Here is a 25,650-nt window from a genome sequence, read left to right on the forward strand (position 1 = left end):
GGGGGTCAGCCTAGGCGCTGCGGCTCGGGGGCACGAGCGACCGTCGGCCGCGGCCACCGGGCTCGAACCCCGAGGTAGGCGGCCAGCCCGAGCGGTCCGAGCAGGATGGTCAGCACCAGCACCGGAGCCATGACCAGCGCCGGTACCCCCCGTTCCCGGCTGTCCAGCCACGCCCACCGCCCGACGAACAGGTCGAACGCGATCATGTGCGCCCACCCCGCCGCCGCGCCGTCGGAGGTGCCGAGCAGGTCGCGCACCCCGCCCAGGGTCGGCGACGTCACGGCCGGGAGCACGTCGCCGAACGCCGGGATCACCAGCAGCGCGTAGATCGCCACGACCGGCAGCACGATCAACGGCGAGGAGATGATCCGGGCGGTCCACGACCAGTGCGGCAGCAGGATCATCAGCGCCCAGAACGGCGCGGCCACCGCGAACGTCAGGGTGAACAGCGTCGCGGTCATGCGGCGAGCGCCAGTTCCGGGTTGCGGCGGCGAGCCAGCACCAGGCCGGTGGCGGTCGCGGTAGCGACCGCCAGGGCCGCGACGGCGGCCAGCGTGAGCGCGTCCGGGCGCAGCAGCGGCTGTCCCCGCAGCGCCTGCCAGGTCAACAACACGGTGAGTACGCCGTACGCCCCGCCGGCGACGACCACCAGTCGTGCCCGGGTGCGCTCGTCCAGCCGTGTCCCGAGGAACCGGGTCAGCAGGATCGCCAGGATGGGCAGCGCCTGGAGGGCGTGCAGCCCCACGAAGTGCCCGATCCGCAGGTCTCCACCGGTGGTGCTCCACCCGACCACCGGCAGCCCTGGTCCGCCATCGAGTACGCCGACGGCGTGCGCCCCGGAGATCCCGTCGATTCCCGGCTCCTGCATGGGCAGCACCATCGGCACCGCCGCGAGCATGCCCAGCAACGACAGGCCGAGCCCCCACCCGACCGCGCGGGCGGCGACCCGGTCGGGGATCCGCCGGATCAGCACCACGATCCCGATGACGAGGTGCGCGACGAACAGCACCATGATCGCCGCGCCCATCACCGCGAAGAGGGCGGCGTTCAGTGGGCTGGTTCCGTTGTAGTGGCTGGTCGTACCGCGGAGCACCTGCCCGACGATCACCACCATCTCGATCACCGCCATCGCGACGACGACCGTGGCGGCCCACTCCGCGATCCGACTGCGCCGCGGCAGCAGGGAGAGCATCCAGGCGAGGGTCGTGCCGTACACCACGAAGGACACGGCGAACTTGAACGGCTTGAGCCAGATCGGCGATCCGGTGAGGACGCGCGAGTCGACGAGGATGCCGACTTCCGCGATAACGGTGAGCACCGCCATCGCGTAGACGAAGACCATGAGTGGGCGGTGCCAGTGTGCCGCCCGGCGCAGCGCGATAGTCATGTCTGTAGATGCTCCCGACCACGCCCGCCGATCGCGTCCGACCGCGAGCCCCGGTTGCGGCCGACGGTCGGAGCGCGCCTCCTCCCTGGGTAGGAGGCGAAACCCGGTCGTGGCTCCTCGCCGGCGCTGGCACAATGGCCGGCCTGTCGAGCGGACCGGAGTGGCGATGACGACGAACGAGGACCGTGTCCAGCCGAACGAGACCACGGTGCCGCTGCTGCACTGTGTGTCGCCGGAGGAGACCCTGGCGTTCTGGCGTGCTCTGGGGTTCGAGGTGACCTACGAGCAGACGAAACCGTACGTCTACCTGGCCTTTCAGTGGAGCGGGTTCGCTCTGCACTACGACCGTGCGCCGAGCGGCCTGGACCCGTCGGCGGAGAACACCGGCGGCTGCCTGGTGATGGTCGACGCGGTCGCGGCGTACCACGCGGCGTTCACCGAGGCGATGCGCCGTGCCTACGGCAAGGTGCTCGTCAAGGGCCTGCCGCGGATGACCCGCTACCGCGCCGGGGCGTCGCGGTTCAGCGTCGTCGACCCCTCCGGCAACACGATCATCTTCATTCAGCGCGACGAGCCGGTGGACGTGGAGTACGGCGGGTCGAAGGAGTTGCAGGGGTTGGCCCGAGTGCTCGACAACGCGCGGGTCCTGCGCGAGTTCAAGATGGACGACCGGCAGGCGTTCCGGGCGCTCAACTCGGGGTTGCGCCGACACGGCGACGACGCGCCGGCGGTCGAGCAGGGGTTGGCGCTCGCCGGGTTGATCGAGCTGTCGCTGTCGCTCGATGAGCCGGAGCGCGTGCCCGACTGGGGGAGCCGGCTGCAGAAGCTTCCGCTGACCGCTCAGGAGCGTGAGCGGGTGCGCGGCGCGGTGGCCGATCCCACCGTTCTCGGGCCGTGGCTGCCCGACGCGAACTGACCTACAGGAAGCCCGACGAACCAGCCAGCAACGTGCCCCAAGGCATGATCCACCAGACCAGCTGCTCCGGTCCGGCGCGCAGGGAGCGCCTACACCATCGCCACCGGGACCAGTCGCACCACGTCGACCCCGTCGAGCTTCATGAGCCCGGCCAGTCCCGGTCCCGTCGGCTCCAGGGGCACCTGGAACCGTACCGACGCGAGCGTCATCTGCGGACCGAGCTGCGTGGCCAGGTCGCCCTTGCCCCGGGACTGCCTGCGCAGACGCTCGTACGCGGCGTCGCGCTCCTCGAACTCGACCGACTCCGCGTGCGGTAGTTCCCGGACGGCCTTCTCAACAGTGGCCCGCTGCTCGTCGGTCACCGTCGACTTGAGCCGGACGATGACCCCGATGCGCTCCGGCAGCGGGTCGACCTGTGCGGTCCTGAGCGCGACGTCGTCGACGCCGTCGACCCCCGCCATCACCAACTCCACCGCCTCGGCGATCGAGGCATCGGTGACTGTCGCCCGGAACGACTCCGGCAGAATCTCCGGCCTCAGGTCCGCCAGCAGGTCCGGGTTGTCCTTCAGCGACTCCTTCAAGGTCTCGTACGCCTGCTCCCGGCTCTCGAGGGCCACGTCCGCAACGCTGGGCATCGATCGTAGTCGCTGCTCCACCGTGCCCTTCGTCGTTGCCGTCACGTCGTTGTCCAGGAAGACGGTCAACGTGCTGCGGCCGGTGTCCTCCGGCTCCGAGGTGCAGGCGGACAGGGCCAACAGGAGCACGAATGCCAGTAGCGGTGCGACTCGACGCATGGGGCCAGATCGTAGGCGAGCTCCGGCCGAGGTGCCGGGGCAGCGCTGGTGGCCAACGGTGCCTACTCTTCTACCCGTGGGAGCGATCAAGCCGTGGCACCTGTCCGTCCTGACCCTCTGCTGTCTCCTGCCGACGGCGGCGGCAATCGTCGGTGGAATCTGGGCAGTGCGCCGAGGCCGCACCCGCCGCTGAACGGTCGATGCGGCGGGCGGGCGGCCGACCCCGCCGCGAGGCAGGTTCAGCCTCGCAGCGGGATCAGAAGGGCCACTGGTCGCGGACCCCGGCCTCGATCAGCGGGATCATCGCGAACGCGGCGTCGGACAGACCACCGAAGGTGTGCCGGTTGCCGGCGGTCGGGGTGTGCCCGACCCGGTAGCCGGCCAGGTTCCAGGTGTACACCGGCACCTCGGCGGGCACCGCGGCCGTGACGTCCACCGCGCCGTGCCAGTGGGCCTGCTCATCGGTGAGGATGACCACCCGGTCGTGCCGGTCGTAGTGCTCGCGTACCGCCTTCTCGGTGTCGGTTCCCATGCCGTAGAAGTAGCCACCGTCCTTGAACCGGCGCACCGCCGCCAGGACCGACTCGCCCGCCACCGCGGGGAACACCCGGCTGGCATTGGAGAAGGACACCACCGTGGCCGCCTGCGCCCGAGCGGCCAGCGCGAGACCGAACACCGTGGCGCCGTCCCAGCAGCGCAGCGCGCCGTCCTTGCTGAACGGGCTCTGCATCGAGCCGGACGTGTCGATCAGGATCAGGGTCCGCCCGGCCAGGCTGGGCACGTTCGCCAGGGCGTGCTGCAACGCCCTCTCCAGCGGGTACGCCCACCGCAGGCTGGGCGCCGCGTTGTACGCCGACAGGAAGCGCATCGGCAGTGCCCGTGAGGTGGCGACCTCGCCCGGGTCGGAGAGCTTGGCCGCAACGGTCTCCGCGACGGAGTCGCTGACTCCGGCCTGGTCGAAGTTGCGCAGGTTGCGCAGCAGCGCCAGGTATCCCATGGTCGGGATGACGGACTCCCACGCCGCGGCGTCCATCGCGGTCTGCCGCCAGCCGGCCAGGGCCTCCCACGTCATGCCAGCCGCGCCCAGCACCGCGGGATCGGTGACCTCCCTGCGCTGCTCGACCGGCATCGCCATGAGCGCGTCCCGCGCCGCCAGCATCCGGAGCGACGCCGGCAGCGGGTTGTCCCGGCGGTGCCGCCGATCCAGCGCGTGCCGGAACAGGTCACTCTGCCGCTCGTCCTTTGCGCCGGGGTGGGTCAGGTCGACGACGTCACCGAACCGCACCGCGCTGCCGACGGAGTCGTACTTGAGCAGACTCCGCTCGGTGTACAGCCGGACCGCCGCGTCGGCGATGCCCCGCTTCACCGGCTTGGGCAGCGCCCGGCCATAGCGACCCAGCCAGTACGCCAGAGCCTCACCCGGCTCGTCCGCACGCTGCAACGCGGCACCGACGATCGCCCGCGAACCCGGAATCGTCGCGGCGACCTGGGCGCGCGCACCCTCCACGGCCGCCACCACGGACGCCGAGCGCATCATCGCGCCGGACCGCAGCCACGGTACGAAGCGGGCGAACCAGTCGGGGTCGGACACGGCCACGGCGGCGACCAGGTCCCGGAAGCGTGCGTCCCGGTCCGTGGCGCCCTCGTAGAAGGTGTCCTCGCCGACCATGTTGGACACACCGAGCAGGAACAGTTCGATGCGCGGCTCACGGGTGAAGCCGGGTGCGCCCTCGGCGGTCACCGGCTGGTGTCGTCTCTTGCGCAGCCTGATGTTGAACTTGGCCATGACGTCCCCCACGTCAGTCGGCCGGGAAGGCGCCACCACACCGCACACCCGAGATCAGAATCGGCCACGGACTAGTCCGCCGTTCTGTCCGTTGAACTATCCACCCGAAGGTGTCGGGGGATTCGAACCCCCAGCTGCGGAACCCTGAAGTAACCGTTGCCTGCGCACCGGGTGTGCGGCGTGGTCGCGCTTCCCGAGATCGATAAGTGCGGTCATGACCGTAGTGGCGGTGGAGCCGGCCGAGCAACGGAGTTTGCGATCTTGTTGAGCGGGTGGAAGTAGCTCACGCCGCACGCCCGAGATCAGAGGTGGACGCGGCGTCCGCGGGTTCGAACCGCGAGCCCTTGCAGGGCCTTTGCCAGAAGTAGCCGTGTCCGTCGCACCGGGCGTGCGGCGTTAGCGCGCCTCCCGAGATCGAAGCGGTGACGGCAACCGGCCCTTGCGGGCCAAGGTGACCTGGGCCGCTGGTCGACGCCACCGGAAGTGGCGGTGGGATTCGAACCCACGTCTCCCCTTTTGGAGAGGAAGTAGCCGTTACCTGCGCACCGGGAGGTGCCCCACGACGGTAGGCGCGGACCCCGGGACCGGCAAGCGGAATTCGGATCGCGGTGCCGGCACCTGGACACCTCGCTCCACGCCCCTTTGCTCTGCTTCAACCCGCGCAACAGTCGGTGTCCGCTATCCGGACAGTGCCCGTTGCGTGGGCGTAAGCAGAGCAAAGGCTGCACGAGAGGCTGCACGAGAGGCAGGCCCCCCGGCGTGGGCCGGACCCTGACGAGTACGTCCGAGAGGAAGAGCTGCTATGCCGCCGCACCACGACGGATTTCCGCTCCACCCCTGGCCGAGCCACGGGCGTCCGCACGGCCGGCCTGGTTCAGGGAACTGACCCTCTCGGGACGGTCCTTGCTGCGGGATCCGCTGCGGGCCGACCCGCGACTCGTCTAGTGTCAGGCTGTTCACATTTAGTCGCTTTCGTCGGAAAGGTGCAGCGATGGGGGTGCGCCGCTGGGTCGAAAGCTGGCCGCTCTACCGTCAGCTCACCGGCACCGACCCGCTCGGTCGGGGTGCGGCGGCCAAGTCCGCCCGCTCCATGTCGCTCACCGCCCGCACCGACACCGCCGACTCGGTGGCCCGGTCCGTCTGCCCCTACTGCGCCGTCGGCTGCGGCCAACGGGTGTACGTCGAGGACGGGCAGGTCAGCCAGATCGAGGGCGATCCGGACAGTCCGATCTCGCGGGGGCGGCTCTGCCCGAAGGGCGCTGCCAGCAAGAGCCTGGTGACCAGCCCCCTGCGGCAGACGAAGGTGCGCTACCGCCGTCCGTACTCCACGCAGTGGGAGGACCTCGACCTCGACACGGCGATGAACATGATCGCCGATCGGGTGTTGGCGGCCCGCGACGAGACGTGGGAGGACGTCGACGGCGAGGGTCGGCCGCTCAACCGGACGTTGGGTTTCTCCAGTCTGGGTGGGGCGACGCTGGACAACGAGGAGAACTACCTCATCAAGAAGTTGTTCACCGCGATGGGGGCGCTGCAGATCGAGAATCAGGCCCGTATTTGACACTCCGCCACCGTCCCCGGTCTGGGGGCCAGTTTCGGTCGTGGCGGTGCCACCGACTTCCAGCAGGACATCGCCCACTCTGACGTCATCGTGATTCAGGGTTCGAACATGGCCGAGGCGCATCCGGTGGGCTTCCAGTGGGTGATGGAGGCCAAGCGGCGCGGCGCGAAGGTCTTCCACGTCGACCCGCGGTTCACCCGCACCAGTGCGCTGGCCGACAGCTACCTGCCGATCCGGGCGGGCACCGACATCGCCCTGCTCGGTGGGGTGGTCCGCTACATCCTGGAGAACGAGCTGGACTTCCGCGAATACGTGGTCGCCTACACCAACGCCGCGACGATCCTGACCGAGGACTTCCGCGACACCGAGGATCTGCACGGGGTCTTCTCCGGCTTCCAGGAGGACAACGCCAGCTACGACCAGACCAGCTGGCGGTACGAGGGGCAGTCGCAGAACATCCCGACCCGGGACACGGAGACCCAGCGGGAAACCGCGGCCGGGCTGGAGCACGAGTCGCACGGCGCACCGGTGGCCGGTCAGACCAAGCGGGACGAGACGTTGCAGCACCCGCACTGCGTCTACCAGATCCTCAAGCGGCACTTCGCCCGCTACACCCCGGAGATGGTGGAGCGGGTCTGCGGCATCCCGCAGGAGAGGTTCCTGGAGCTGGCCGAGGCGTGGACGGCGAATTCCGGGCGGGAGCGCACCGGGATGCTGATCTATTCGGTGGGCTGGACGCAGCACAGCGTGGGTGTGCAGTACATCCGCACCGGTGCGATCATCCAGCTGCTCCTGGGCAACATGGGTCGCCCGGGTGGCGGGGTGATGGCGTTGCGCGGGCACGCCAGCATTCAGGGCTCGACGGACATTCCGACGCTGTTCAACCTGCTGCCGGGTTACCTGCCGATGCCGCACCACGCCGACCACCCCACGTTCGACGAGTGGGTCGACAGCATCCGCCACCCGGGGCAGAAGGGCTTCTGGGGCGACGCCCGCGCCTACGCGGTGAACCTGCTCAAGGCGTACTGGGGTGACGCGGCCACCGCCGACAACGACTACTGCTACGGCCACATGCCCCGGATGACCGGCGACCACGGGACGTACCAGCAGGTGCTGAACATGATCGACGGGAAGGTCAAGGGGTACTTCCTGCTCGGGCAGAACCCGGCGGTGGGTTCCGCGCACGGCCGGGCCCAGCGGCTGGGCATGGCCAACCTGGACTGGTTGGTGGTCCGGGACCTCTTCATGATCGAGAGCGCGACGTTCTGGGAGCACTCGCCGGAGATCGAGACCGGCGAGATCGTGCCCGAGGAGTGCCGTACCGAGGTGTTCTTCCTGCCAGCAGCCTCGCACGTGGAGAAGGAGGGCAGCTTCACGCAGACGCAGCGGCTGTTGCAGTGGCGCGAGAAGGCCGTCGAACCGCCGGGCGATGCCCGTTCCGAGTTGTGGTTCTTCTACCACCTGGGCCGCATCGTCCGGGAACGGCTGGCCACGTCGACCCTGCCGCGCGACCGGGCGCTGCTCGACCTGAACTGGCACTACCCGACGCACGGGCCGCACGCGGAGCCGAGCGCGGAGGCGGTGCTGTACGAGATCAACGGTTACGAGGTGGCCAGCGGTCGGCCACTGTCGACGTTCACCGAGATGAAGGACGACGGCTCCACCGCCGGCGGCTGCTGGATCTACACCGGGGTGTACGCCGACGGCGTGAACCAGGCGGCCCGGCGCAAGCCCCGCCACGAGCAGGACTGGGTGGCCGCCGAGTGGGGGTGGGCGTGGCCGGCGAACCGGCGCATCCTCTACAACCGCGCGTCGGCGGACCCGGAGGGTCGACCGTGGAGTGAGCGCAAGAAGTACGTCTGGTGGGACCCGGAGAAGGGTGAGTGGACCGGCTACGACGTGCCGGACTTCGAGAAGACCAAACCGCCGTCGTACCGGCCGCCGCCCGGCGCGTCCGGCCCGCAGGGCATCGCCGGCGACGACCCCTTCATCATGCAGGGCGACGGTAAGGGCTGGCTGTACGCGCCGAGCGGCGTTCTGGACGGGCCGATGCCCACCCACTACGAGCCGGTCGAGTCGCCGGTGCGCAACCCGCTCTACCGGCAGCAGGCCAACCCGACCCGCAAGGTGTACACGCACCCGATCAACACGCTCAACCCGAGCCCACCGGAGCCGTACAGTCAGGTCTTCCCGTACGTCTTCACGGTCAGCCGGCTCACCGAACACCACACGGCGGGTGGAATGAGCCGCATGGTCCGCCCCCTGGCCGAGCTGCAGCCGGAGATGTTCGTCGAGGTGTCCCCGGAGCTGGCTGTCGAACGCGGCCTGGACCACCTGGGCTGGGCACACGTGGTCACCACCCGCGCGGCCATCGAGGCGCGCGTCCTGGTGACCGACCGGCTCACCCCCCTGCGGGTGGAGGACCGGATCATCCACCAGCTCTGGCTGCCGTACCACTTCGGCTTCGAGGGCCTCGTCACCGGCGAGTCGGCCAACGACCTGTTCGGGATCAGCCTCGACCCCAACGTCCTCATTCAGGAGAGCAAGGTCGGCACGTGCGACGTCCGACCCGGCCGACGCCCGCGAGGACAGGAGCTGCTGGACCTCCTCGTCGACTACCGACGTCGGTCGGGGGATCTCGGCCCGCACTATCCACCGCAGGTCACGACCGACGCCGCCGACAGCGGCCGCGACCCGGAGGTCTGACCGATGCCCCACGTCAACAGCCTGTACGGTCCCGTCGACCCGGCGCCCGACGCCGGCTACGTGGACGCCCCGCCGCGGATGGGCTTCTTCACCGACACCAGCGTCTGCATCGGCTGCAAGGCGTGCGAGGTCGCCTGCAAGGAATGGAACGACGTCCCCGGCTCCGGCCTGGACCTGCTGGGCATGTCGTACGACAACACCGGCGCGCTGACCGCGAACTCGTGGCGGCACGTCGCGTTCATCGAGCAACCCCGCCCGGCCGGCTGGGCGACACCGGCGTTCGAGCAGGAACCGGACGGGCCGCCGGTCAGCCCGATCACGGCGGCGGCCGGCGCGCGTACCGGCACCGACACCGGGACGGTTCCGGGCCTGGCGCCCGGCTCGCCGGCAGCGGCCGCTCGGATGTCGGGTGGGCCGGAGTTCCTCGGGATGCCGGGTGCGCAGCCGCCGGGCCGGGGCACCGGCGCGGAGGGGCGCACCGACTTTCGCTGGCTGATGATGTCGGATGTGTGCAAGCACTGCACCCACGCGGCGTGTCTGGATGTGTGCCCGACGGGTTCGCTGTTCCGGACCGAGTTCGGCTCGGTGGTGGTGCAGGAGGACATCTGCAATGGCTGCGGCTACTGCATCTCGGCGTGCCCGTACGGGGTGATCGACCAGCGCAAGGAGGACGGTCGGGCGTGGAAGTGCACGCTCTGCTACGACCGGCTCGGCGCGGGCATGACCCCGGCGTGTGCGCAGGCGTGCCCGACGGAGTCGATCCAGTACGGGGCCCTGGACGAGTTGCGGGAGCGGGCCGCCGCTCGGGTGGCGACCCTGCACGAGCAGGGCGTGCCGGATGCGCGGCTGTACGGGCACGACCCGAACGACGGGGTGGGTGGTGACGGGGCGTTCTTCCTGTTGCTGGACGAACCCGAGGTGTACGGCCTGCCGCCGGACCCGGTCGTGACCACCCGCGACCTGCCGGCCATGTGGAAACGCGCCGGCCTGGCCGCGCTGGTCATGGCCGCCGCCACGACGGTCGCGTTCCTCGGCAGGCGGCCATGACGGACACCACACCACCCGAGCCGACCGGCGCCCGGTTCCGGGAGTTCCAGGCCCGCCTCGGCCGGGCCAAGGGGCAGCGCGACCGCCAGCCCGGTCGAGGGCGCGGCCACGGCGGCGAGCAGCTCGCCGTGCCGCCGGCCGACTTCAGCTCCTACTACGGCCGGCCGATCCTCAAGCCGCCGGTGTGGAAGCACGACATCGCCGGCTACCTGTTCACCGGCGGCCTCGCCGCCGGCAGTGCCCTGATCGGCGCGGGCGCCCAACTGACCGGGCGGCCCCGGCTGCGTACGGTGGGCCGCTGGACCGCCCTCGGCGGTGTCGCCGCCAGCACCTACCTGCTGGTGCACGACCTCGGGCGCCCGGACCGGTTCCACCACATGCTCCGGGTCGCCAAGCTGACCTCGCCGATGTCGGTCGGCACCTGGATCCTCACCGTGTTCGGGCCGCTGGCCGGCGTGGCCGCGGTCGCCGAGCTGGCGCCGCTGCTCCCGCAGCACGGTGCGCTCGGCCTCGCCCGCCGGCTGGCGCCGCCCATCGGCAACGTCGCCGGACTGGCCGCCGCCGCCACCGCGCCGGCGCTGGCCACGTACACCGGGGTGCTGCTCGCCGACACCGCCGTGCCCTCCTGGCACGACGCGTACCCGTCGTTGCCGTTCGTCTTCGCCGGCAGCGCGCTCGCCGCCGCGTCCGGGGTCGGCCTGATCGCGGCGCCGCCTACGGAGACCGCCCCGCTGCGCCGGCTCGCCCTGGCCGCCGCGACCATCGAACTCGCCGGCGGTCGCCACTTGGAGCGCCTGGGCCTGACCGGCGAGCCCTACGGGCACGGACGCAGCGGCCGACTGGTCCGGGCGGGACGCGCGCTCCTGGCCGTGGGCACCGCGGCCGCACTCGTCAGCCGGCGCAGCAGGATCCTGTCGGCGATCTCCGGCGCGGCCCTCGTGGCATCGTCCGTCGCCACCCGGTTCGGCGTCTTCGAGGCGGGCAGGGCGTCGGCAAGCGATCCGAGGTACACCGTTCTGCCGCAACGGGAGCGGCTCGACCAGCACGGCTCGGCCGCCGTCGGCTAGCTCCGCGGCCCGCGGGCGCCGATAACCTCAGCCGGTGAACAGCTTCGCGGCGGTGATGGCGGTCTGGACGATGCCGTACCCGAGCAGCACCGCGACCAGCAGCCACGACAGCCAGAGCCGCCCCGTCTGGTTGCCGACCTGCTTCGGCACCGGGGGTTGGCTGTCCGGGCCGAGGGCGACCGGCTCGGTGACGGTGGCGCGCGCCACGGGAGACGTCGGTCCCCGGTCCGGCTCGTGGAACCGGTCCGGCACGGCACGGACCAGCAGGTTGGCGATGAACCCGATGGCGAGGACGCCGACCATGGTGAACAGCGCGGGCCGGTACGCCGACGCGGTGAGCGTGCCGGGCTTGCCCTGCGTGTCGAGGATCCCGTTGACGATCAACGGGCCGGCGACGCCCGCCGCGGACCACGCGGTCAGCAGCCGGCCGTGGATGGCGCCGACCTGGAAGGTGCCGAACAGGTCCCGCAGGTAGGCGGGGGCAGTGGCGAAGCCGCCGCCGTAGAACGAGATGATCGCGGCGGCGATCAGCACGAAGACCGCCGTGGCGGCGTGACCGGCGATGGCGAGCAGTGCGTAGAGCACCATGCCGACCCCGAGGTAGACCATGTAGATGGGCTTGCGGCCGATGAGGTCGGAGGTCGTCGACCAGACGAACCGCCCGGCCATGTTGAACAGCGACAGCACTCCCACGAAACCGGCCGCCGCCGACACCGAGACGGCGCTGACCCCGTTGTCCCGGAAGAAGTCCTGGATCATCGGGCTGGCCTGTTCCAGGATGCCGATGCCCGCGGTGACGTTGCAGAACAGCACGATCCACAGCAACCAGAACGAACGGGTGCGCACGGCGTTCGACGCGGACACGCTCGCCTTTGTCACCAGTGGCTTGGCGGCGACGCGCGCGGGGTCGAACCCTGCGGGCCGCCAGTCCGGCGCGGGGACGCGCACGTTGAACGGCCCGAACATCATGATCACGAAGTACCCGATGGCGAACGTGACGAAGAGCGCCACCAGGGCATGCCCGGACGCCACCGCGGCGGGGTTGGCGGGGTTGTAGTCGGGGTCGTAGAGCGAGAGCAGTTGGCGCGCGAGCGGGCCGGCGACCAGGGCGCCGCCGCCGAAACCCATGATGGCCAGCCCGGTGGCGAGGCCGGGCCGGTCCGGGAACCACTTGATCAGCGTGGAGACGGGCGAGATGTAGCCGATACCGAGGCCGATACCGCCGATGACGCCGTACCCGAGGTAGAGGAGCCAGAGCTGGTGGGTCGCGATACCGAGCGCACCGACCAGGAACCCGGTGGCCCAGAAACAGGCGGAGACGAACATCGCCCGGCGCGGTCCGTTTCGCTCCACCCACCGGCCGCCCACGGCGGCGGACGAGCCGAGCATGACGATGGCGATGCTGAAGATCGCCCCGATCGCGGTCTGGCTGGTGTCGAAATGCGCGATGAGGGAGTTCTTGTAGACGCTTGTCGCGTAGACCTGGCCGATGCAGACGTGCACGGCCAGCGCCGCGGTCGGGATGAGCCAGCGGCTGTATCCCGGGGGAGCGACGGTGTGCCGAGGATCGAATACCGACAGCATGGTCGTCCGCACCTCCTGCGGCTGAGTGGGCCGGAGGCGGCGCAGAGCTGTCCGAAGCCTTGCACCGGACTCCCGGCAGTCGGCCGAGTGGCTCTCGTCGCCACAGCGGCGGCTTGACGCAGGTCCGGCGTCAGCCGTTGATCGGCTGTACCCCACGTTACGTGCCAACCGGTTCGCGGCTCGTCGTTACGGCAAAACGCGACCACGTCATCGGCCCGCCGCTCGCCTGCGGAGGAGCCAGTGCTCAGCTGGCACCCTTTGCTCTGCTTCAACCGACGCAACACTCACCGCCCGAAACCGTTGCGTGGGTTGAAGCAGAGCAAAGGTGAAGGTGGCAGGGGTTGCCCCGGCCGGTGCAGCGGTGCGGACGCGGAACGGGGGCGGGCCGACCGGCCCGCCCCCGACTGCTGTCGTACAGCTCAGTGAGTCGCGGCCTGTGCGGCCGCTTCCTCCTGGGCGCGTCGTTCGTCCCCGCTGAGGGTGTGCAGCGGCTTTTCCTTGATGAACAGCACGACGATCAGCGCGACCAGTGCGATCGGTGCGCCGATCAGGAACAGGTCGGCGGTGGCGGTGCCGTACACGTCCTGCACGATGCGCAGCACCGGCTCGGGCAGGGTGGACAGGTCCGGCACCTCGGCCGAGCCGCCGCCGGCCGCCGCCGGGCCGAGTCGCTCGGTCGTCAGCGTGGTCACCCGGTTGGCCAGGACCGCGCCGAGGGCACTGACCCCGATGGCGCCGCCCATGCTGCGGAAGAACGTCAGCACGGAGGTGGCGGCGCCGAGCTCGTGGGCGGGCACGTCGTTCTGCGCGGCGAGCACGAGGTTCTGCATGAGCATGCCGACGCCGACACCCAGCACGGCCATGTAGATCGACAGGACGACGACGCTGGTGCCGGCGTCGATGGTGCCCAGGAGCAGCATCCCGACGGTCATCACGGCGGCGCCCGCCACCAGGTACGCCTTCCACCGGCCGAACTTCGTGATGAGCTGGCCGGCCACCGTCGACGAGACGAGCAGACCGAAGATCATCGGAAGGCTCATCAGCCCCGCGACGGTCGGCGACTTGCCCAGCGAGATCTGGAAGTACTGGGACAGGAAGACGGTGCCACCGAACATCGCGACGCCGACCAGCACGCTGGCGGCGGTGGCCAGCGAGACCGTGCGGTTGCGGAAGATGTCCAGCGGGACGATCGGCTCCGCCGCCCGCGACTCGACGAGAACGGCCAGCGCCAGCAGGACCAGACCGCCGAGGACCATCACGGCCGTCCAGCCCGAGGCCCAGGCGAACTTGTTCCCGGCCAGGGACGACCAGACCAGCAGGGTGCAGACGCCCGCGGTGATGAGCACGGCACCAAGCCAGTCGATCTTGAACTTGCGGCGGACGACCGGGAGGTGCAGGGTGCGCTGCAGCAGGACGATGGACAGGATGGTGAACGGGACGCCGATCAGGAAGCACCACCGCCAGCCCAGCCAGGACGTGTCGACGAGCAGGCCGCCGATCAGCGGACCGGCGATGGTGCCGACACCGAAGACCGCGCCGAAGATGCCGGCGTAGCGGCCCAGCTCGCGCGGCGGGATCATCGCCGCCATGACGATGGTGGCCAGCGCCGTCATGCCGCCGGCGCCGATGCCCTGCACGACCCGGCTCACCAGCAGCACCTCGACGTTCGGCGTGAAGCCCGCGATCAGCGAACCCACCACGAACAGCCCCAGCGACAGCTGGATCAGCAGCTTCTTGCTGTAGAGGTCGGCCATCTTGCCCCAGAGCGGCACCGTCGCCGTCATGGCGAGCAGTTCGCTGGTGACGATCCAGGTGTAGACGGTCTGGCTGCCGTTCAGATCGGCGATGATCCGCGGCAGAGCGTTCGCCACCACCGTGGAGGCGAGGATGGACACGAACATGCCGACCATCAGGCCGGAGAGGGCCTGGAGAACCTCCCGACGCGACATGCGCGTGCCGACGTCGGCAGCCTCGGTGGGCGGCGGGGCGGTGGTGGTCATTGACGCTCCCTTGTCAGGGTTGAATCGGAGTGGCTGACCCCGGAGACCGGTGCACCGGGGCGGGACTGGTGTGGTCAGGAGGGATCCGGCAGGCCGGCCGCGACCGCGGCGAACGCCTCGTCGACGAAGTCGCGCAGCGGCCGGCTGTCGTCGGCGGCCCAGCGCAGCATCGCGGTGCGGAAGGTGGCACCGGCCACGGCGGTGACCAGCGCCGGGTGGCCGTGGTCGGGTTCGACGCCGAGCCGGGCGGCGAGAGCCGCGACCATGGCCGCCTCGGTCTCGATGTTCCCGGCCATCAGCCGGGGCAGCAGCGCGGGATTCTGGGCGATGACCGCCAGCCGCAGCCGCCACAACTCCCGGTCGGCCTGCATCGTGTCGATCGCCTCGTCGAGGGCGAGCCGGACGGCCTGCAACGCCGGCACCTGCGGCGGGGCGGCGGCCAGCCGCGCCACCACCGGCGTCCCGTCGAGTGCCGGGTCGTCGGTGAGCGCCTCGTCCTTGCAGGTGAAGTAGTTGAAGAAGGTGCGCGAGGAGACGTCCGCGGCCTCGCTGATCTCCTCCACCGTGACGTGCTCCAGGCCGCGCTCGGCGACCAGGCGTAGCGCGGCGGCGGTCAGCGCGGCTCGCGTCTGCCGCTTCTTGCGGTCCCGGCGCCCGGTGGCGGCCTGGTCGGAGTCGGTCACGCGGGCGAGATTAGGGCGGAGTTTGCGTACCCTGCAAGTTTTTATTCTGTGAAGTGATGTTCCCGACCCACCCGGTCCGGTCGGTCGGTGCGGGGCGCCGCCCCCGTGGTCTCCAGGATGAGCGCGGCGACCAGGTCCGGATCGTCGCTCATCGGCACGTGCCCGCAACCGGGAAGCGTCACCACCCGAGCCGCCGGCAGGCCGGCCCGGGCGCGCTCGGCCTGGTGGACGCCGAAGACGCGGTCGCAGTCACCCCAGCCGATGGTCACCGGCACCGTCGCGTCGGCCAGCCGCAGGCCGTCGAAGCGGTAGTCGCGGGCGGCCCGGGCCACGGCGCTGAAGCCGAGCCCGCGCCGCAGGGCGAGCGCGTCGCCCAGGGCGCGGTCGGCGTCCAGCAGCCGGGGGCGGGCCACCAGCGGCGCGAAGCACATCGCCCGCAGGTACGCCGAGCGCAGCGCGGCCCGCATGATCGGGGTGGGCAGGTACGAGTTGACCCGCAACATCCTCAGGATGGTCAGTGCCCGCCGGCGCTCGGCCGGGGTGAAGAACCCGGCGGGGGAGAAGGCGGTGGCCGAGGCGACCGCCCCGGTGGCGGCGAGCTCCAGGCTGATCGCCCCACCGAGGCTGTAGCCGGCCACGTGCGGGCGGTCCAGCCCCCACTCGGCCAGGACCGGCAGTATCCCGGCGACGGTCGCGGCCATGTCGACGGGCATGCCGGCCTCGGGCACCGGGGAGTTCCCGAAGCCGGGCAGGTCGAGCGCGATCACCTCATGGTGGGCGGCGAGTCGGTCGAACACCGGCTCCCACGCCTGATGGCGGTGACCGATGCCGTGGATGAGCACGAGCGGCTCGCCGCTGCCCGCACGACGAAAGTGAACTGCCATGACCACCCCTCCACCGACGTCGATCTCCATCACTCCTCCAGAGGCTCGGGCCAGGGCGGGTCGCCCACGCCGGTGATCCGTACGCCACCCCACGGGTCGACCTCGGCCAGCCGGGCGGGCCGGGTCCGGTCCGCGATGCGCAGCTCGACGTCGCGTTGGCCGGAGCGCAGCAGGCGGGCCACCTGCGGGTCGGGCTCGATCCGCCCAGCCCAGTGGTATCGGCCGTCGACGGGCTCCCACCGCCCACTGAGGTGCACCCGGACAGCGGTGCCCGCGACACTCGCGGCGCCGTGATAGCTCATGGCGCGATCCGTTCGTGGGCGCGGGTCAGCTCGTGCGGCAGGTCGGCGCTGGCCCGTACCCCCTCGATTCCGCTCCACAGCAGGGCGGTGAGGTAGTCGGTGAGGGCGGCCCGGGTGATCGGCTGGCCGTGCGTGGTCCACCAGTCGCCGACCGCCTGCACGAAGCCCACCAGGCCGTACGCCCACGGCTCGGCGGGGCCGGCGTCCAGGCCCAGCGCGCGCAGCCGGTCGCCGATCACCCGGGCCAGCCCGGCGGCGACCTGCTGGCTGGTCCCGGCGACCACCTGGTGGATGCCCGGATGACCGGACTGGTGCATCAGGAACCGGTAGAGCGTGGGCTGCGCCTCGATCACACCGAGGTACGCGTCGATCGTCGCCTGCACCAGGCCACGTTCCTCGCGGACCTGTTCGACCGCGGGCGCCACGGTGTCGATGATCCGGGCCGCGACCACCTCGCTGACGGCGACCCAGAGCTGCGATTTGTCGGCGAAGTAGCGGTAGAGGACCGGTTTGCTGACGCCCGCGGTGGCGGCCACCTGGTCCATGTCGACGTCCGGCCCGTACCGCAGCAACGCCTGGACGGCGGCCCCGACCAGGTCGCGCCGTCGTTGCTCACGATGGTCGGCCCACCGGTCCCGGCGGCCGTTGCCCTTCGCCTTCCGGCCCTCCTCAGGGGCCGGGGCCGCCGGACCGGATCCATTGACATCCTTGAGCGGCGATTGCATGCTACTACTCGTAACAGTTACCCGACGTCACGTCAATATGGAGGAGCCATGGACGCGGGATCGGCGGAATCCGAGCGGGCGGCGGTCGCCGAGCGACTGCTCACGTCCTCGCTACGCACCAGCTACGACCCCGTCGTCGAAATCGACTGGGACGCGCCGCCCGTCCCGGGCGCCTACTGGCTCCCGCCGCACCGCAGCAGCCTCTACGGCACCCCGATCTGGGCCCGGCTCACCGAGGAGCAGCGCGTCGAGCTCACCAAGCACGAGGTGGCCAGCGCGGCCAGCGCCGGGCTGTGGTTCGAGACGATCCTCATGCAGATGCTGATCCGGGAGTACTACGACGCCGACCCGACCAGCCGGCACGCCCAGTACGCGCTGACCGAGGTCGCCGACGAGTGCCGACACTCCATCATGTTCGGTCGGCTGATCGAGGCGATGGGCTGTCCGGTCTACCGGGCCAGCCCGGGCGACCACCTGCTCGGGCGCTTCCTCAAGGCCACCGCCAGCGGCCCCCGGATGTACGCCGCGATCCTCATCGCCGAGGAGATCCTCGACGCGTTCCAGCGCGAGATCATGGCCGACGAGTCGCTCCAGCCGCTCATCCGGATGGTCTCGCGCATCCACGTGGTGGAGGAGGCGCGACACGTCCGGTTCGCCCGCGAGGAGCTGGCGCACCAGGTCGCGGCGTCCGGCCCGCTGGGCATGGCGTACGCCCGGCTGCTGATCGGTCGCGCCGCCAACACGATCGCCAACCGCCTGGTCCATCCGGACGCGTACGCGGCGGTGGGCATCCCGCCAGCGGTCGGCCGGGCCGCCGCCCGGGCCAACCCGCACTGGCGTGCCACCCTGCGCTGGTCGGCGGAGCGGGTGCACACCCACCTGGCGGGCGTGGGCCTGGTGGCCGGGCCCGGACGTCTGCTGTGGGCCCGTGCCGGGCTGATCTGACCGCTCGTCGGCCGGTGGGCCACCGGGGGCGCTGCCCACATCAGGCAGCCGGGTCAGGCCCGCCCGATCCGTGGGTCCTGGCGGTCGGTCAGCCGCAATCCCACGCCGCGCACCGCCTCGATCGTGGCGACGGTGCCGAGGTCGTGCAGCTTGCGTCGCAGCCGCTTCACCAACGACTGCACGTCCGCCTTGCGCTCGCGCCCTTCGTCGCGCCAGACCGACCGGTGCAGCTCGGCGTAGCTCCAGACCCGGATCGGCTCGGTCGTCAGGCAGATCAGCAGGTCGTGCTCCAGCCGGGTCAGGTCGATCTCGCGGTCCTCGCAGCGGGCGGTGGACCGGGTCGAGTCGATGACCAGGGCGGAATCCGTCGCGGGCGCGGGCGTCGGCTGGGGCGGCGTCCCGGCCGGCTGCTGTGGAGCCGGGATCAGTCGACGCAGCTCGTCGAGGTCGGCCACCAGCAGCAGCGGCGCGATGCCCTCGAGGCGCTCCGCGAGCCGGATCCGCTCGGTCGGCGACGAGGTCACCGCGATCAGCAGTGGGAACGGCTCGTCAACCGCATCGGGCCCGTCCAACCCCGCTTCGTCGTCCTCGGCCACAGCACCCACCCGGGATCCATGGGCATCATTCTGCCCAACTCTCGTCATGGTCCTGACAGTGTTTGGCAAGCGTGCCGCCAGCCTGGCAACCGTTAGCGACAAGTTGCTCACGGCAAGTTCTTGATCGTCCTTTCTTCTAGATCATAGTGTCCACTCGGGCAACCGGCGTGACCCGCGCGGTGCATGGGGAGGCATGAAGGGGTTCGTCCGTTCGTACCATCGGGACGAATCTTCCGCACCCTCACCATGGCCCATTTTCACCCTGGGTCGTTCTGAGGGAGGCAGCACCGATGTTCAGACGTCCACAATGGAGGCGCACAGCCAGATCATTGGTGAGCGCTGGTGCGGCGATGATCCTCGCCGCGACATGTCTGGCGAGTATCAGCTCGGGCGCGCAGGCGGCGCCCGGCGCGACGGGGGCCGGCGCCGCTGCGGGGGACAAGATCCGACCGGAACTGGCGAAGCAGCTCCAGGCCAAGAGCGAAGGGGACTTCTGGATCCGGTTCAAGGACCGGGCGGACCTGAGCAAGGCCAGTGCCATCAAGGACTGGTCGAAGCGTGGCACGGCGGTCGCCGACGCGCTCCGCAAGTCCGCCGCCGAGAGCCAGGGCAAGGTCCGGGCCGAACTCGACGGCGCGGGCGCGAAGTACCAGACCTTCTGGGCGACCAACGCCATCAAGGTGAGCAGCGGCTCGCTGCAGATGGCGCAGAAGTTCGCCGCCCACGCTGAGGTCGAGGGTCTCTACGCGCCGGTCACGTACAAGGTGCCCGAGGTCACCAAGGGCACCGACGAGAAGACCGTGAACGCCCTCGAGTGGGGCATCGCGAACATCAACGCCGACGACGTCTGGTCCCAGTACGGCGTCACCGGCGAGGGCATCACCATCGCGAACATCGACACCGGGGTCCAGTTCGACCACCCCGCGCTGGTCGGCTCCTACCGGGGCAACAACGGCGACGGCACGTTCGACCACAACTACAACTGGTTCAACGCCGCCGGGACCTGCGCGACCGCACCCTGTGACACCAACGGCCACGGTACGCACACGATGGGCACCATGGCCGGCTCCGACGGCGCGAACCAGATCGGTGTCGCCCCCGGGGTCACGTGGATCGCGGCAAACGGTTGCTGCCCCAGCGACGAGGCTCTGATCACCTCCGGGCAGTGGATGCTCGAGCCGACGGACCTCAACGGCCAGAACCCGGACGCCAGTAAGCGGCCGAACATCATCAACAACTCGTGGGGCAGCCAGAACCCGTCCAACGAGCCCTTCATGGAGGACGTGACGTTGGCCTGGGCCGCGTCCGGGATCTTCGGGGTCTGGTCCAACGGCAACAGCGGGTCGGCATGCCAGAGCAGTGGCTCACCGGGCAGCCTGGTCAGCAACTACTCCACCGGTGCGTACGACATCAACAACAACATCGCCGGCTTCTCGGGCCGGGGCGCCGGGCAGAACGGCGAGATCAAGCCCAACATCTCGGCACCGGGCGTGAACGTCCGGTCGAGCATCCCGGGCAACTCCTACGCCAGCTTCAACGGCACGTCGATGGCCGCCCCGCACCTCGCGGGTGCGATCGCGCTGCTGTACTCGGCGGCCCCGTCGCTGGTCGGTGAGATCGACGCGACCCGTGCGCTGCTCAACCGCGCCGCGATCGACAAGGCCGACGACCAGTGCGGCGGCTCCCCGGCGGACAACAACGTCTACGGCGAGGGCCGGTTGGACGCCCTCGCGCTGCTCAACGCCGCCCCGACCGGCGACACCGGCACCCTGGCCGGCACGGTCACCGACGCGGCCACCGGCGCCCCGATCGCCGGTGCGACCCTGACCCTCACCGGCCCGACCGGGCGCGAGGTGACCACCGGCCCCGACGGGAAGTACTCGACGACCCTGCCGATCGGTGCCTACCAGGTCGCCGTGGCGGCATTCGGTTACGGCAGCACGACGAAGCCGGCGACCGTCACCGACGGCGCGACCACCACGCTCAACGTCGCGTTGACGGCGGTGCCGAGCGTCAACGTCACCGGTGCGGTCACCGACGGCTCCGGACACGGCTGGCCCTTGTACGCCAAGGTCACCGTGACGGGTGTGTCCGGCGTGTACGACTACACCACGCCGGCGAACGGCCGCTACAGCATCAAGCTGCCGGCCGGGCAGACCTACACCCTGAAGTACGAGTCGCAGTACCCGGGCTACCAGAGCGTCACCAAGGAGGTCGTGGTCGGGGCGGGCAACGTCACCGCCAACGTCGCGGTGCCGGTGGACACCACCACCTGCACGACGGCGCCGGGTTACACGTTCGGCTCCGACGGTGAGTACGAGACCTTCGACGGCACGACCGTCCCGGCCGGCTGGTCGGTGGTGGACAACAAGGGCAACGGTCAGGTCTGGAAGTTCACCGACGACGGCAACCGGGGCAACCTGACCGGCGGCAGCGGCAACTTCGCGATGATCGACAGCGACGCGTACGGTGCCGGTGGAAGCCAGGACACCTCCCTGGTCAGCCCGGTGGTCAACCTGACCAGTGTCACGGCCCCGGTCATCCGGTTCAACCAGGACTTCAACCAGCTGGCCGACGACACCGGCGACGTCGATCTCAGCATCGACGGCGGTGCCACCTGGACGAACGTGCTCCGGCAGGAGACCGACGTCCGGGGGCCGAAGGTCACCGAGATCCCGATCCCGCAGGCGGCCGGCAAGGCGCAGGTCCAGGTGCGGTTCCACTACTACGACGCCTCGTACGAGTGGTGGTGGGAGGTCGACAACGTCCTGATCGGCAGCCAGGTCACCTGCGTGCCGGTCGATGGCGGCCTGGTCGTCGGCAACGTCCGCGACAAGAACGACAACAGCTACGTCAACGGCGCGACCGTCACCAGCGACGACCGGCCCGCCGAGAAGGCCGTCACCGTGGCGACCCCGGACGACCCGGGGCTGGCCGACGGTTTCTACTGGCTCTACTCGACGCTGACCGGCACGCACAAGTTCACCGCGAAGGCCGGCAACTACGTCAGCCAGAGCAAGCAGGTCGACGTGGAGGCCGACTGGGCGACGACCGCGAACTTCCAGCTCGCGGCCGGCCGGCTGTCGGTGACGCCGACCCAGCTGAGCGCCACCGTGCAGATGCCCACCGGCAAGGCCAGCAAGACGTTCACGGTGACCAACACCGGTGGGGCGCCGGTCGACGTCGAGTTCAGTGAGCGCGACAACGGGTTCGAACTCCTCCGGGCCGACGGGTCCACGGTGACCCGGCAGCAGGTGCTCGGCGCCACCGGCGCACCGGAGCAGCGGCTGACCGTTCCGACGTCGTTCGCCGCGAAGGCGTCCGGCAAGGCTGCCACGGCGACCCCCGCCGCGGTCGGCCCGCAGGCCGCCCCGTGGACGGACATCACCGACTACCCGACCAACATCATGGACAACCGGGTGGTGACCCTGGACGGCAAGGTCTACTCGATCGGTGGTGGCGACGGGTCGAGTTCGACCACGAAGAACTACGCCTACGACGCGGTTGCCCAGACCTGGACGCCGATCGCCGACCTTCCCGGCGCCCGCAACGCCCTGGCCGTGGGCGTCGTCGACGGGAAGATCATCGCGACCGGCGGCTGGGCGGACGGCGGTCCGGACGCCGCCACCTGGTCGTACGACCCGGCGGCGAACACCTGGACCGAGCTGGCCGACAACCCGGCGCCGCGAGCCGCCGCCGGGCAGGCGGTCGTCGACGGCAAGCTGTACGCCATCGGTGGCTGCACCACGGCCGCCTGTACGCCGATGTCGAACAGCGTCGTCCGGTACGACCCGGGCACCAACACCTGGGAGACGATGGCCAACTACCCGAAGTCGGTGGCCTTCGCCTCCTGCGGCGGGATCGACGGCACGGTCTACTGCACCGGCGGCAACGACGGGGCCGCCGCGCAGAAGGCCAGCTACGCCTTCGACCCGGGTGCCAACACCTGGACCGCCATCGCCGATGCGCCGGCCGACAACTGGGCCAGCTCGTTCGCTGTCGCCAGCGGCAAGCTCCTCGTCGTCGGTGGTTCGCAGGGTGGGGCCATCAGCAACGCCGGCTTCGCCTACGACCCGGCCACCAGCTCGTGGTCCAACCTGCCGAACGCCAACACCGCGCGGTACCGCGGTGGCGCGGCGTGCGGCTTCTACAAGATCGGCGGATCGTCCGGCAGCTTCAACGCGGCACCGGACAGCGAGGCGCTGCCCGGGTTCGAGGGTTGCGCCGAGGCGGCTGCCGATGTCAGCTGGATGACGATCGACAAGTCGGCGGTCACCCTGGCGCCGGGCGCGAAGGTCACGGTCACCGTCGGGATGACGGCGAACGTGGACCAGCCGGGTACGTACTCCGGCTCGGTCGGCATCAAGGAGAACACGCCGTACACGGTGGCGCCGGTTGAGGTGACCATGACCGCGACGCCTCCGAAGACGTGGGGCAAGCTCATGGGCACGGTGACCGGGACGAGCTGCCAGGGCGCGACCTCGCCGATCGCCGGCGCGGTGGTCCAGGTCGACTCGTGGGCGATGTCGTGGACCTTCGCCACCGACACCGAGGGCAGGTACGCCTACTGGGTGGACCGTCGGAACAACCCGCTCACGATGATCGTCGCCAAGGACGGCTGGAAGCCGCAGACCCGTCAGACGAAGATCAACACCACCACGCCCACGGTGGAGAACTTCGGGTTGTCGCCCATTCGGTGCTGACCTTCTGACCGGTACCTGACAGATCCGGCCCGCCTGGTTGCTGACCAGGCGGGCCGGACCCTGGTCGTCGGCGGTCAGACCGGGGCGAGCCGGAAGCCCACGCCGCGGACGGAGTGGATCGTCGCCGCCGCGTTCAACCAGGCGAGTTTGCGGCGTACCCGGCGGACCACGGAGTGCATGTCCGACCCGCGGCCGAGGTGCCGGTTGCCCCACACCTCGAGGTGCAGTCGCTCGTAGGTCCAGACCTGACCGGGTGCGCCGACCAGGCAGAGCAGGACGTCATGCTCCAGCCGGGTCAGGTCGATCTCCCGATCACGCCAACGCAGCACCCGGCGGTCGGAATCGACGGCCAGATCGGGTGGTGGTGACGTCTGCGAACTCTGCGCCGCATCGGCGATCACGCTCGGGGCGGTGGGAACCACCGTGTCGGCGGGCGGCACGTCGACCACCCCGAGAAACTCCCGCGCCTGGTCGACATTCGAGACGATCAGGAAGGCGTCACTCCCGCCGAGCAGCCGGGCCAGCTGTCTGCGTTCGGCCGGCGAGGACGCGATGCCGATGACGAGGGAGGCGACCGGAATCCCCTGCATTTCCCCAACCCCTTCCGGTTCCCCAGCTCACTCCGGATGGTTTTCGCGCTGCCGACCGAAACATTGATTGATCGGCGTCCTGACCTTAGTGGTATTGCGTCTCGGCAGGGTAAAACATAGTTGCATGCAAGCATATGAATGACCCTTCACGCTTCCCGTAAGCCATTCGCGGGGACTTGGCCGGGTTTGCTGGGGAATTTGTGGTCATCGACGCGTTGCGTCAGCCGCCGGTTGCCCGGTGCGCCGACACCGGTCCATCCGTTCTTCGCAGCCGGGGCGGAAACTGTGACACAACGAAGACAATCCGCGGACGGTGTCCGGACGTGACGCGCCCACCATGGCCGGTATGTCCCTCGGATCGTCGTACCACATCGGGCGGTCGGCAGCCGGCGCGCAGCCGGCGCGACCGCTGCCACCCCTGCGCGTGGCCGCGCCGCTGGGCCGACTGCTGCTCGGCGCGGCACTGGGCCACCTGCTCGCCCTGTGCCTCACCTACGTCGTCTTCGTGCGGACCTACCCCGGTCAGTGGCTGGACGGACTGCTCCTGCCGCGCGCCGAGCGGGGTGGGGGCTACGAGCAGCAGACCGTCCTGGTGGGTCCGGCCAGAACCGTGCTGGCCACCTTCGGCAGCCCGACGTTGCTGGCCGCCCTGCTCGGCGCGGTGCTGGTGGTGGGGCTGCTCTGCCGGCGGCTGCTGGCGGGACTGGTGGGCGTCGGCATGGTCCTCTGCGCGGTGCTGGTCGCCGGCGCGGTGAAGTCGGCGCTTGCCCGACCGGATCTCCAGATCCAGAGTTCCAGCACCCACAACAGCTTCCCCAGTGGTCACGTCGCGGCCGCGACGGCCCTGCTGCTGGCGTTCATGCTGGTCCTGCCGGGGTGGGCACGACGCTGGCTGGCGGTGCCGGGTGCCGCCGGCGTCTCCGTGATCGCCTCGGCCACCATGGTCGCCGGTTGGCACCGGTTCAGCGACGCGCTCGGCGGCGTCCTGCTGGCTGTGGCGCTGTTCTGCCTGGCGGCGGCACCGCTGGCGAATCGGCGCGGCGACGCCGGTCGGGGCGGCGCCAACACCACGTGGCGCCGGCTGGTCGAGGGGGCTCTGGCGCTGGCCGTGCTGCTCTGGGCGCTTCTGGTGGTGGTGCCCGGTCTGGCGGCGTCGGTGCAGGGCGGGCTGCTGGTCGCCATCGTGGCGGCGACCGGGTCGACGATGCTGGCGGTGGGCGCGGTGGTGTTCCTGGTACGGACAGCGGATTTCGACGTCCCGACCCGTCTGCGGCACCACAAGCAGCCGCATCCGGCGACGGACAGCCGGGACGGCGGGGCGGCGTGGGGTTGATACCCGACGCCTCGGACATCGATCGAAAGCTAAATCTATTC

19 protein-coding genes and 1 tRNA gene are annotated in these 25,650 nt (G+C 70.4%); 7 read left to right on the forward strand and 13 right to left on the reverse strand.

Features of this window, described 5'->3' with window-relative positions:
* Positions 1-5: 5 nt before the first annotated feature.
* Together AB0K07_RS13220 and AB0K07_RS13225 are read right to left on the reverse strand one after the other, a co-directional pair.
* Positions 6-461 carry an ABA4-like family protein gene (locus AB0K07_RS13220; RefSeq protein ID WP_363754428.1) on the reverse strand — a complete coding sequence of 152 codons (456 nt, stop codon included), beginning with the start codon at positions 459-461 and terminating at the stop codon, positions 6-8.
* Positions 458-1,387, reverse strand: a complete 930-nt coding sequence (locus AB0K07_RS13225) for a hypothetical protein (RefSeq protein ID WP_363754430.1) — start codon at positions 1,385-1,387, stop codon at positions 458-460. The genes AB0K07_RS13220 and AB0K07_RS13225 overlap by 4 nt, the downstream gene beginning before the upstream one ends.
* Positions 1,388-1,553: 166 nt before the next feature.
* Here AB0K07_RS13225 and AB0K07_RS13230 point away from each other — a divergent pair, with 166 nt between their 5' ends.
* Positions 1,554-2,303, forward strand: a complete 750-nt coding sequence (locus AB0K07_RS13230; protein ID WP_363754433.1) for a glyoxalase — start codon at positions 1,554-1,556, stop codon at positions 2,301-2,303.
* Positions 2,304-2,392: 89 nt separating this feature from the next.
* Here AB0K07_RS13230 and AB0K07_RS13235 read toward each other — a convergent pair whose 3' ends face one another.
* The 3 genes from AB0K07_RS13235 to AB0K07_RS13245 all read right to left on the reverse strand — a co-directional run bounded on the left by AB0K07_RS13235 (position 2,393) and on the right by AB0K07_RS13245 (position 5,430).
* Complete coding sequence (locus tag AB0K07_RS13235; protein WP_363754435.1) at positions 2,393-3,097, reverse strand: permease-like cell division protein FtsX; 705 nt, start codon at positions 3,095-3,097, stop codon at positions 2,393-2,395.
* 256 nt (positions 3,098-3,353) lie between these two features.
* Positions 3,354-4,883 carry a TROVE domain-containing protein gene (locus tag AB0K07_RS13240; protein WP_363754437.1) on the reverse strand — a complete coding sequence of 510 codons (1,530 nt, stop codon included), beginning with the start codon at positions 4,881-4,883 and terminating at the stop codon, positions 3,354-3,356.
* Between the two features lie 484 nt (positions 4,884-5,367).
* Positions 5,368-5,430 (reverse strand) — tRNA-OTHER (locus AB0K07_RS13245).
* Between the two features lie 444 nt (positions 5,431-5,874).
* On the opposite strand from AB0K07_RS13245, the gene fdh reads away from it, so the two are divergent.
* Genes fdh through nrfD form a run of 3 tightly spaced genes read left to right on the forward strand, consistent with a single transcriptional unit; the run spans position 5,875 to position 11,264 of the window.
* Positions 5,875-9,150 (forward strand): formate dehydrogenase, encoded by a 3,276-nt coding sequence (gene fdh / locus AB0K07_RS13250; protein ID WP_363754439.1) that lies wholly within the window; start codon positions 5,875-5,877, stop codon positions 9,148-9,150.
* Positions 9,151-9,153: 3 nt separating this feature from the next.
* Entirely contained in the window at positions 9,154-10,197 is a 1,044-nt protein-coding gene (locus AB0K07_RS13255; protein WP_363754441.1) for a 4Fe-4S dicluster domain-containing protein, read from the forward strand.
* Positions 10,194-11,264: an NrfD/PsrC family molybdoenzyme membrane anchor subunit gene (gene nrfD, locus AB0K07_RS13260; protein WP_363754443.1), complete on the forward strand. Its 1,071-nt coding sequence runs from the start codon at positions 10,194-10,196 to the stop codon at positions 11,262-11,264. The genes AB0K07_RS13255 and nrfD overlap by 4 nt, the downstream gene beginning before the upstream one ends.
* 27 nt (positions 11,265-11,291) lie before the next feature.
* Here nrfD and AB0K07_RS13265 read toward each other — a convergent pair whose 3' ends face one another.
* From AB0K07_RS13265 to AB0K07_RS13290, 6 genes are all read right to left on the reverse strand, one after another.
* Positions 11,292-12,848, reverse strand: a complete 1,557-nt coding sequence (locus tag AB0K07_RS13265; RefSeq protein WP_363754446.1) for an OFA family MFS transporter — start codon at positions 12,846-12,848, stop codon at positions 11,292-11,294.
* 419 nt (positions 12,849-13,267) lie between these two features.
* The gene (locus AB0K07_RS13270; RefSeq protein WP_363754448.1) at positions 13,268-14,848 is read right to left on the reverse strand and encodes an MDR family MFS transporter; all 1,581 of its coding nucleotides are present in this window, start codon (positions 14,846-14,848) and stop codon (positions 13,268-13,270) included.
* A gap of 74 nt (positions 14,849-14,922) precedes the next feature.
* A complete protein-coding gene (locus AB0K07_RS13275) occupies positions 14,923-15,531 on the reverse strand; it encodes a TetR family transcriptional regulator (RefSeq protein WP_363754451.1) in 609 nt (202 codons plus the stop codon).
* 41 nt (positions 15,532-15,572) lie between these two features.
* The gene (locus AB0K07_RS13280; protein WP_363754454.1) at positions 15,573-16,415 is read right to left on the reverse strand and encodes an alpha/beta fold hydrolase; all 843 of its coding nucleotides are present in this window, start codon (positions 16,413-16,415) and stop codon (positions 15,573-15,575) included.
* 29 nt (positions 16,416-16,444) lie between these two features.
* Positions 16,445-16,717, reverse strand: a complete 273-nt coding sequence (locus AB0K07_RS13285) for a DUF4873 domain-containing protein (protein WP_363754456.1) — start codon at positions 16,715-16,717, stop codon at positions 16,445-16,447.
* Positions 16,714-17,442, reverse strand: coding sequence for a TetR/AcrR family transcriptional regulator (locus AB0K07_RS13290; RefSeq protein WP_363754458.1), 729 nt, complete (start codon positions 17,440-17,442; stop codon positions 16,714-16,716). Before AB0K07_RS13290 ends, AB0K07_RS13285 begins: the two co-directional genes overlap by 4 nt.
* A gap of 48 nt (positions 17,443-17,490) precedes the next feature.
* On the opposite strand from AB0K07_RS13290, the gene AB0K07_RS13295 reads away from it, so the two are divergent.
* Positions 17,491-18,387, forward strand: a complete 897-nt coding sequence (locus AB0K07_RS13295; protein ID WP_363754460.1) for a diiron oxygenase — start codon at positions 17,491-17,493, stop codon at positions 18,385-18,387.
* Between the two features lie 53 nt (positions 18,388-18,440).
* On the opposite strand, the gene AB0K07_RS13300 is transcribed toward AB0K07_RS13295, so the two are convergent.
* Positions 18,441-18,992 carry a winged helix-turn-helix domain-containing protein gene (locus AB0K07_RS13300; protein ID WP_363754463.1) on the reverse strand — a complete coding sequence of 184 codons (552 nt, stop codon included), beginning with the start codon at positions 18,990-18,992 and terminating at the stop codon, positions 18,441-18,443.
* A gap of 323 nt (positions 18,993-19,315) precedes the next feature.
* Between AB0K07_RS13300 and AB0K07_RS13305 the strand changes: the two genes are divergently transcribed.
* The gene (locus tag AB0K07_RS13305; RefSeq protein WP_363754466.1) at positions 19,316-23,686 is read left to right on the forward strand and encodes a S8 family serine peptidase; all 4,371 of its coding nucleotides are present in this window, start codon (positions 19,316-19,318) and stop codon (positions 23,684-23,686) included.
* Positions 23,687-23,760: 74 nt separating this feature from the next.
* Here AB0K07_RS13305 and AB0K07_RS13310 read toward each other — a convergent pair whose 3' ends face one another.
* Positions 23,761-24,276 (reverse strand): winged helix-turn-helix domain-containing protein, encoded by a 516-nt coding sequence (locus tag AB0K07_RS13310; protein WP_363754469.1) that lies wholly within the window; start codon positions 24,274-24,276, stop codon positions 23,761-23,763.
* 346 nt (positions 24,277-24,622) lie between these two features.
* On the opposite strand from AB0K07_RS13310, the gene AB0K07_RS13315 reads away from it, so the two are divergent.
* Positions 24,623-25,609, forward strand: coding sequence for a phosphatase PAP2 family protein (locus tag AB0K07_RS13315; RefSeq protein WP_363754472.1), 987 nt, complete (start codon positions 24,623-24,625; stop codon positions 25,607-25,609).
* Positions 25,610-25,650 lie beyond the last annotated feature (41 nt).

Origin of the sequence: Micromonospora sp. NPDC049301 (assembly GCF_040678715.1) — a bacterium.
Classification (GTDB): domain Bacteria; phylum Actinomycetota; class Actinomycetes; order Mycobacteriales; family Micromonosporaceae; genus Micromonospora.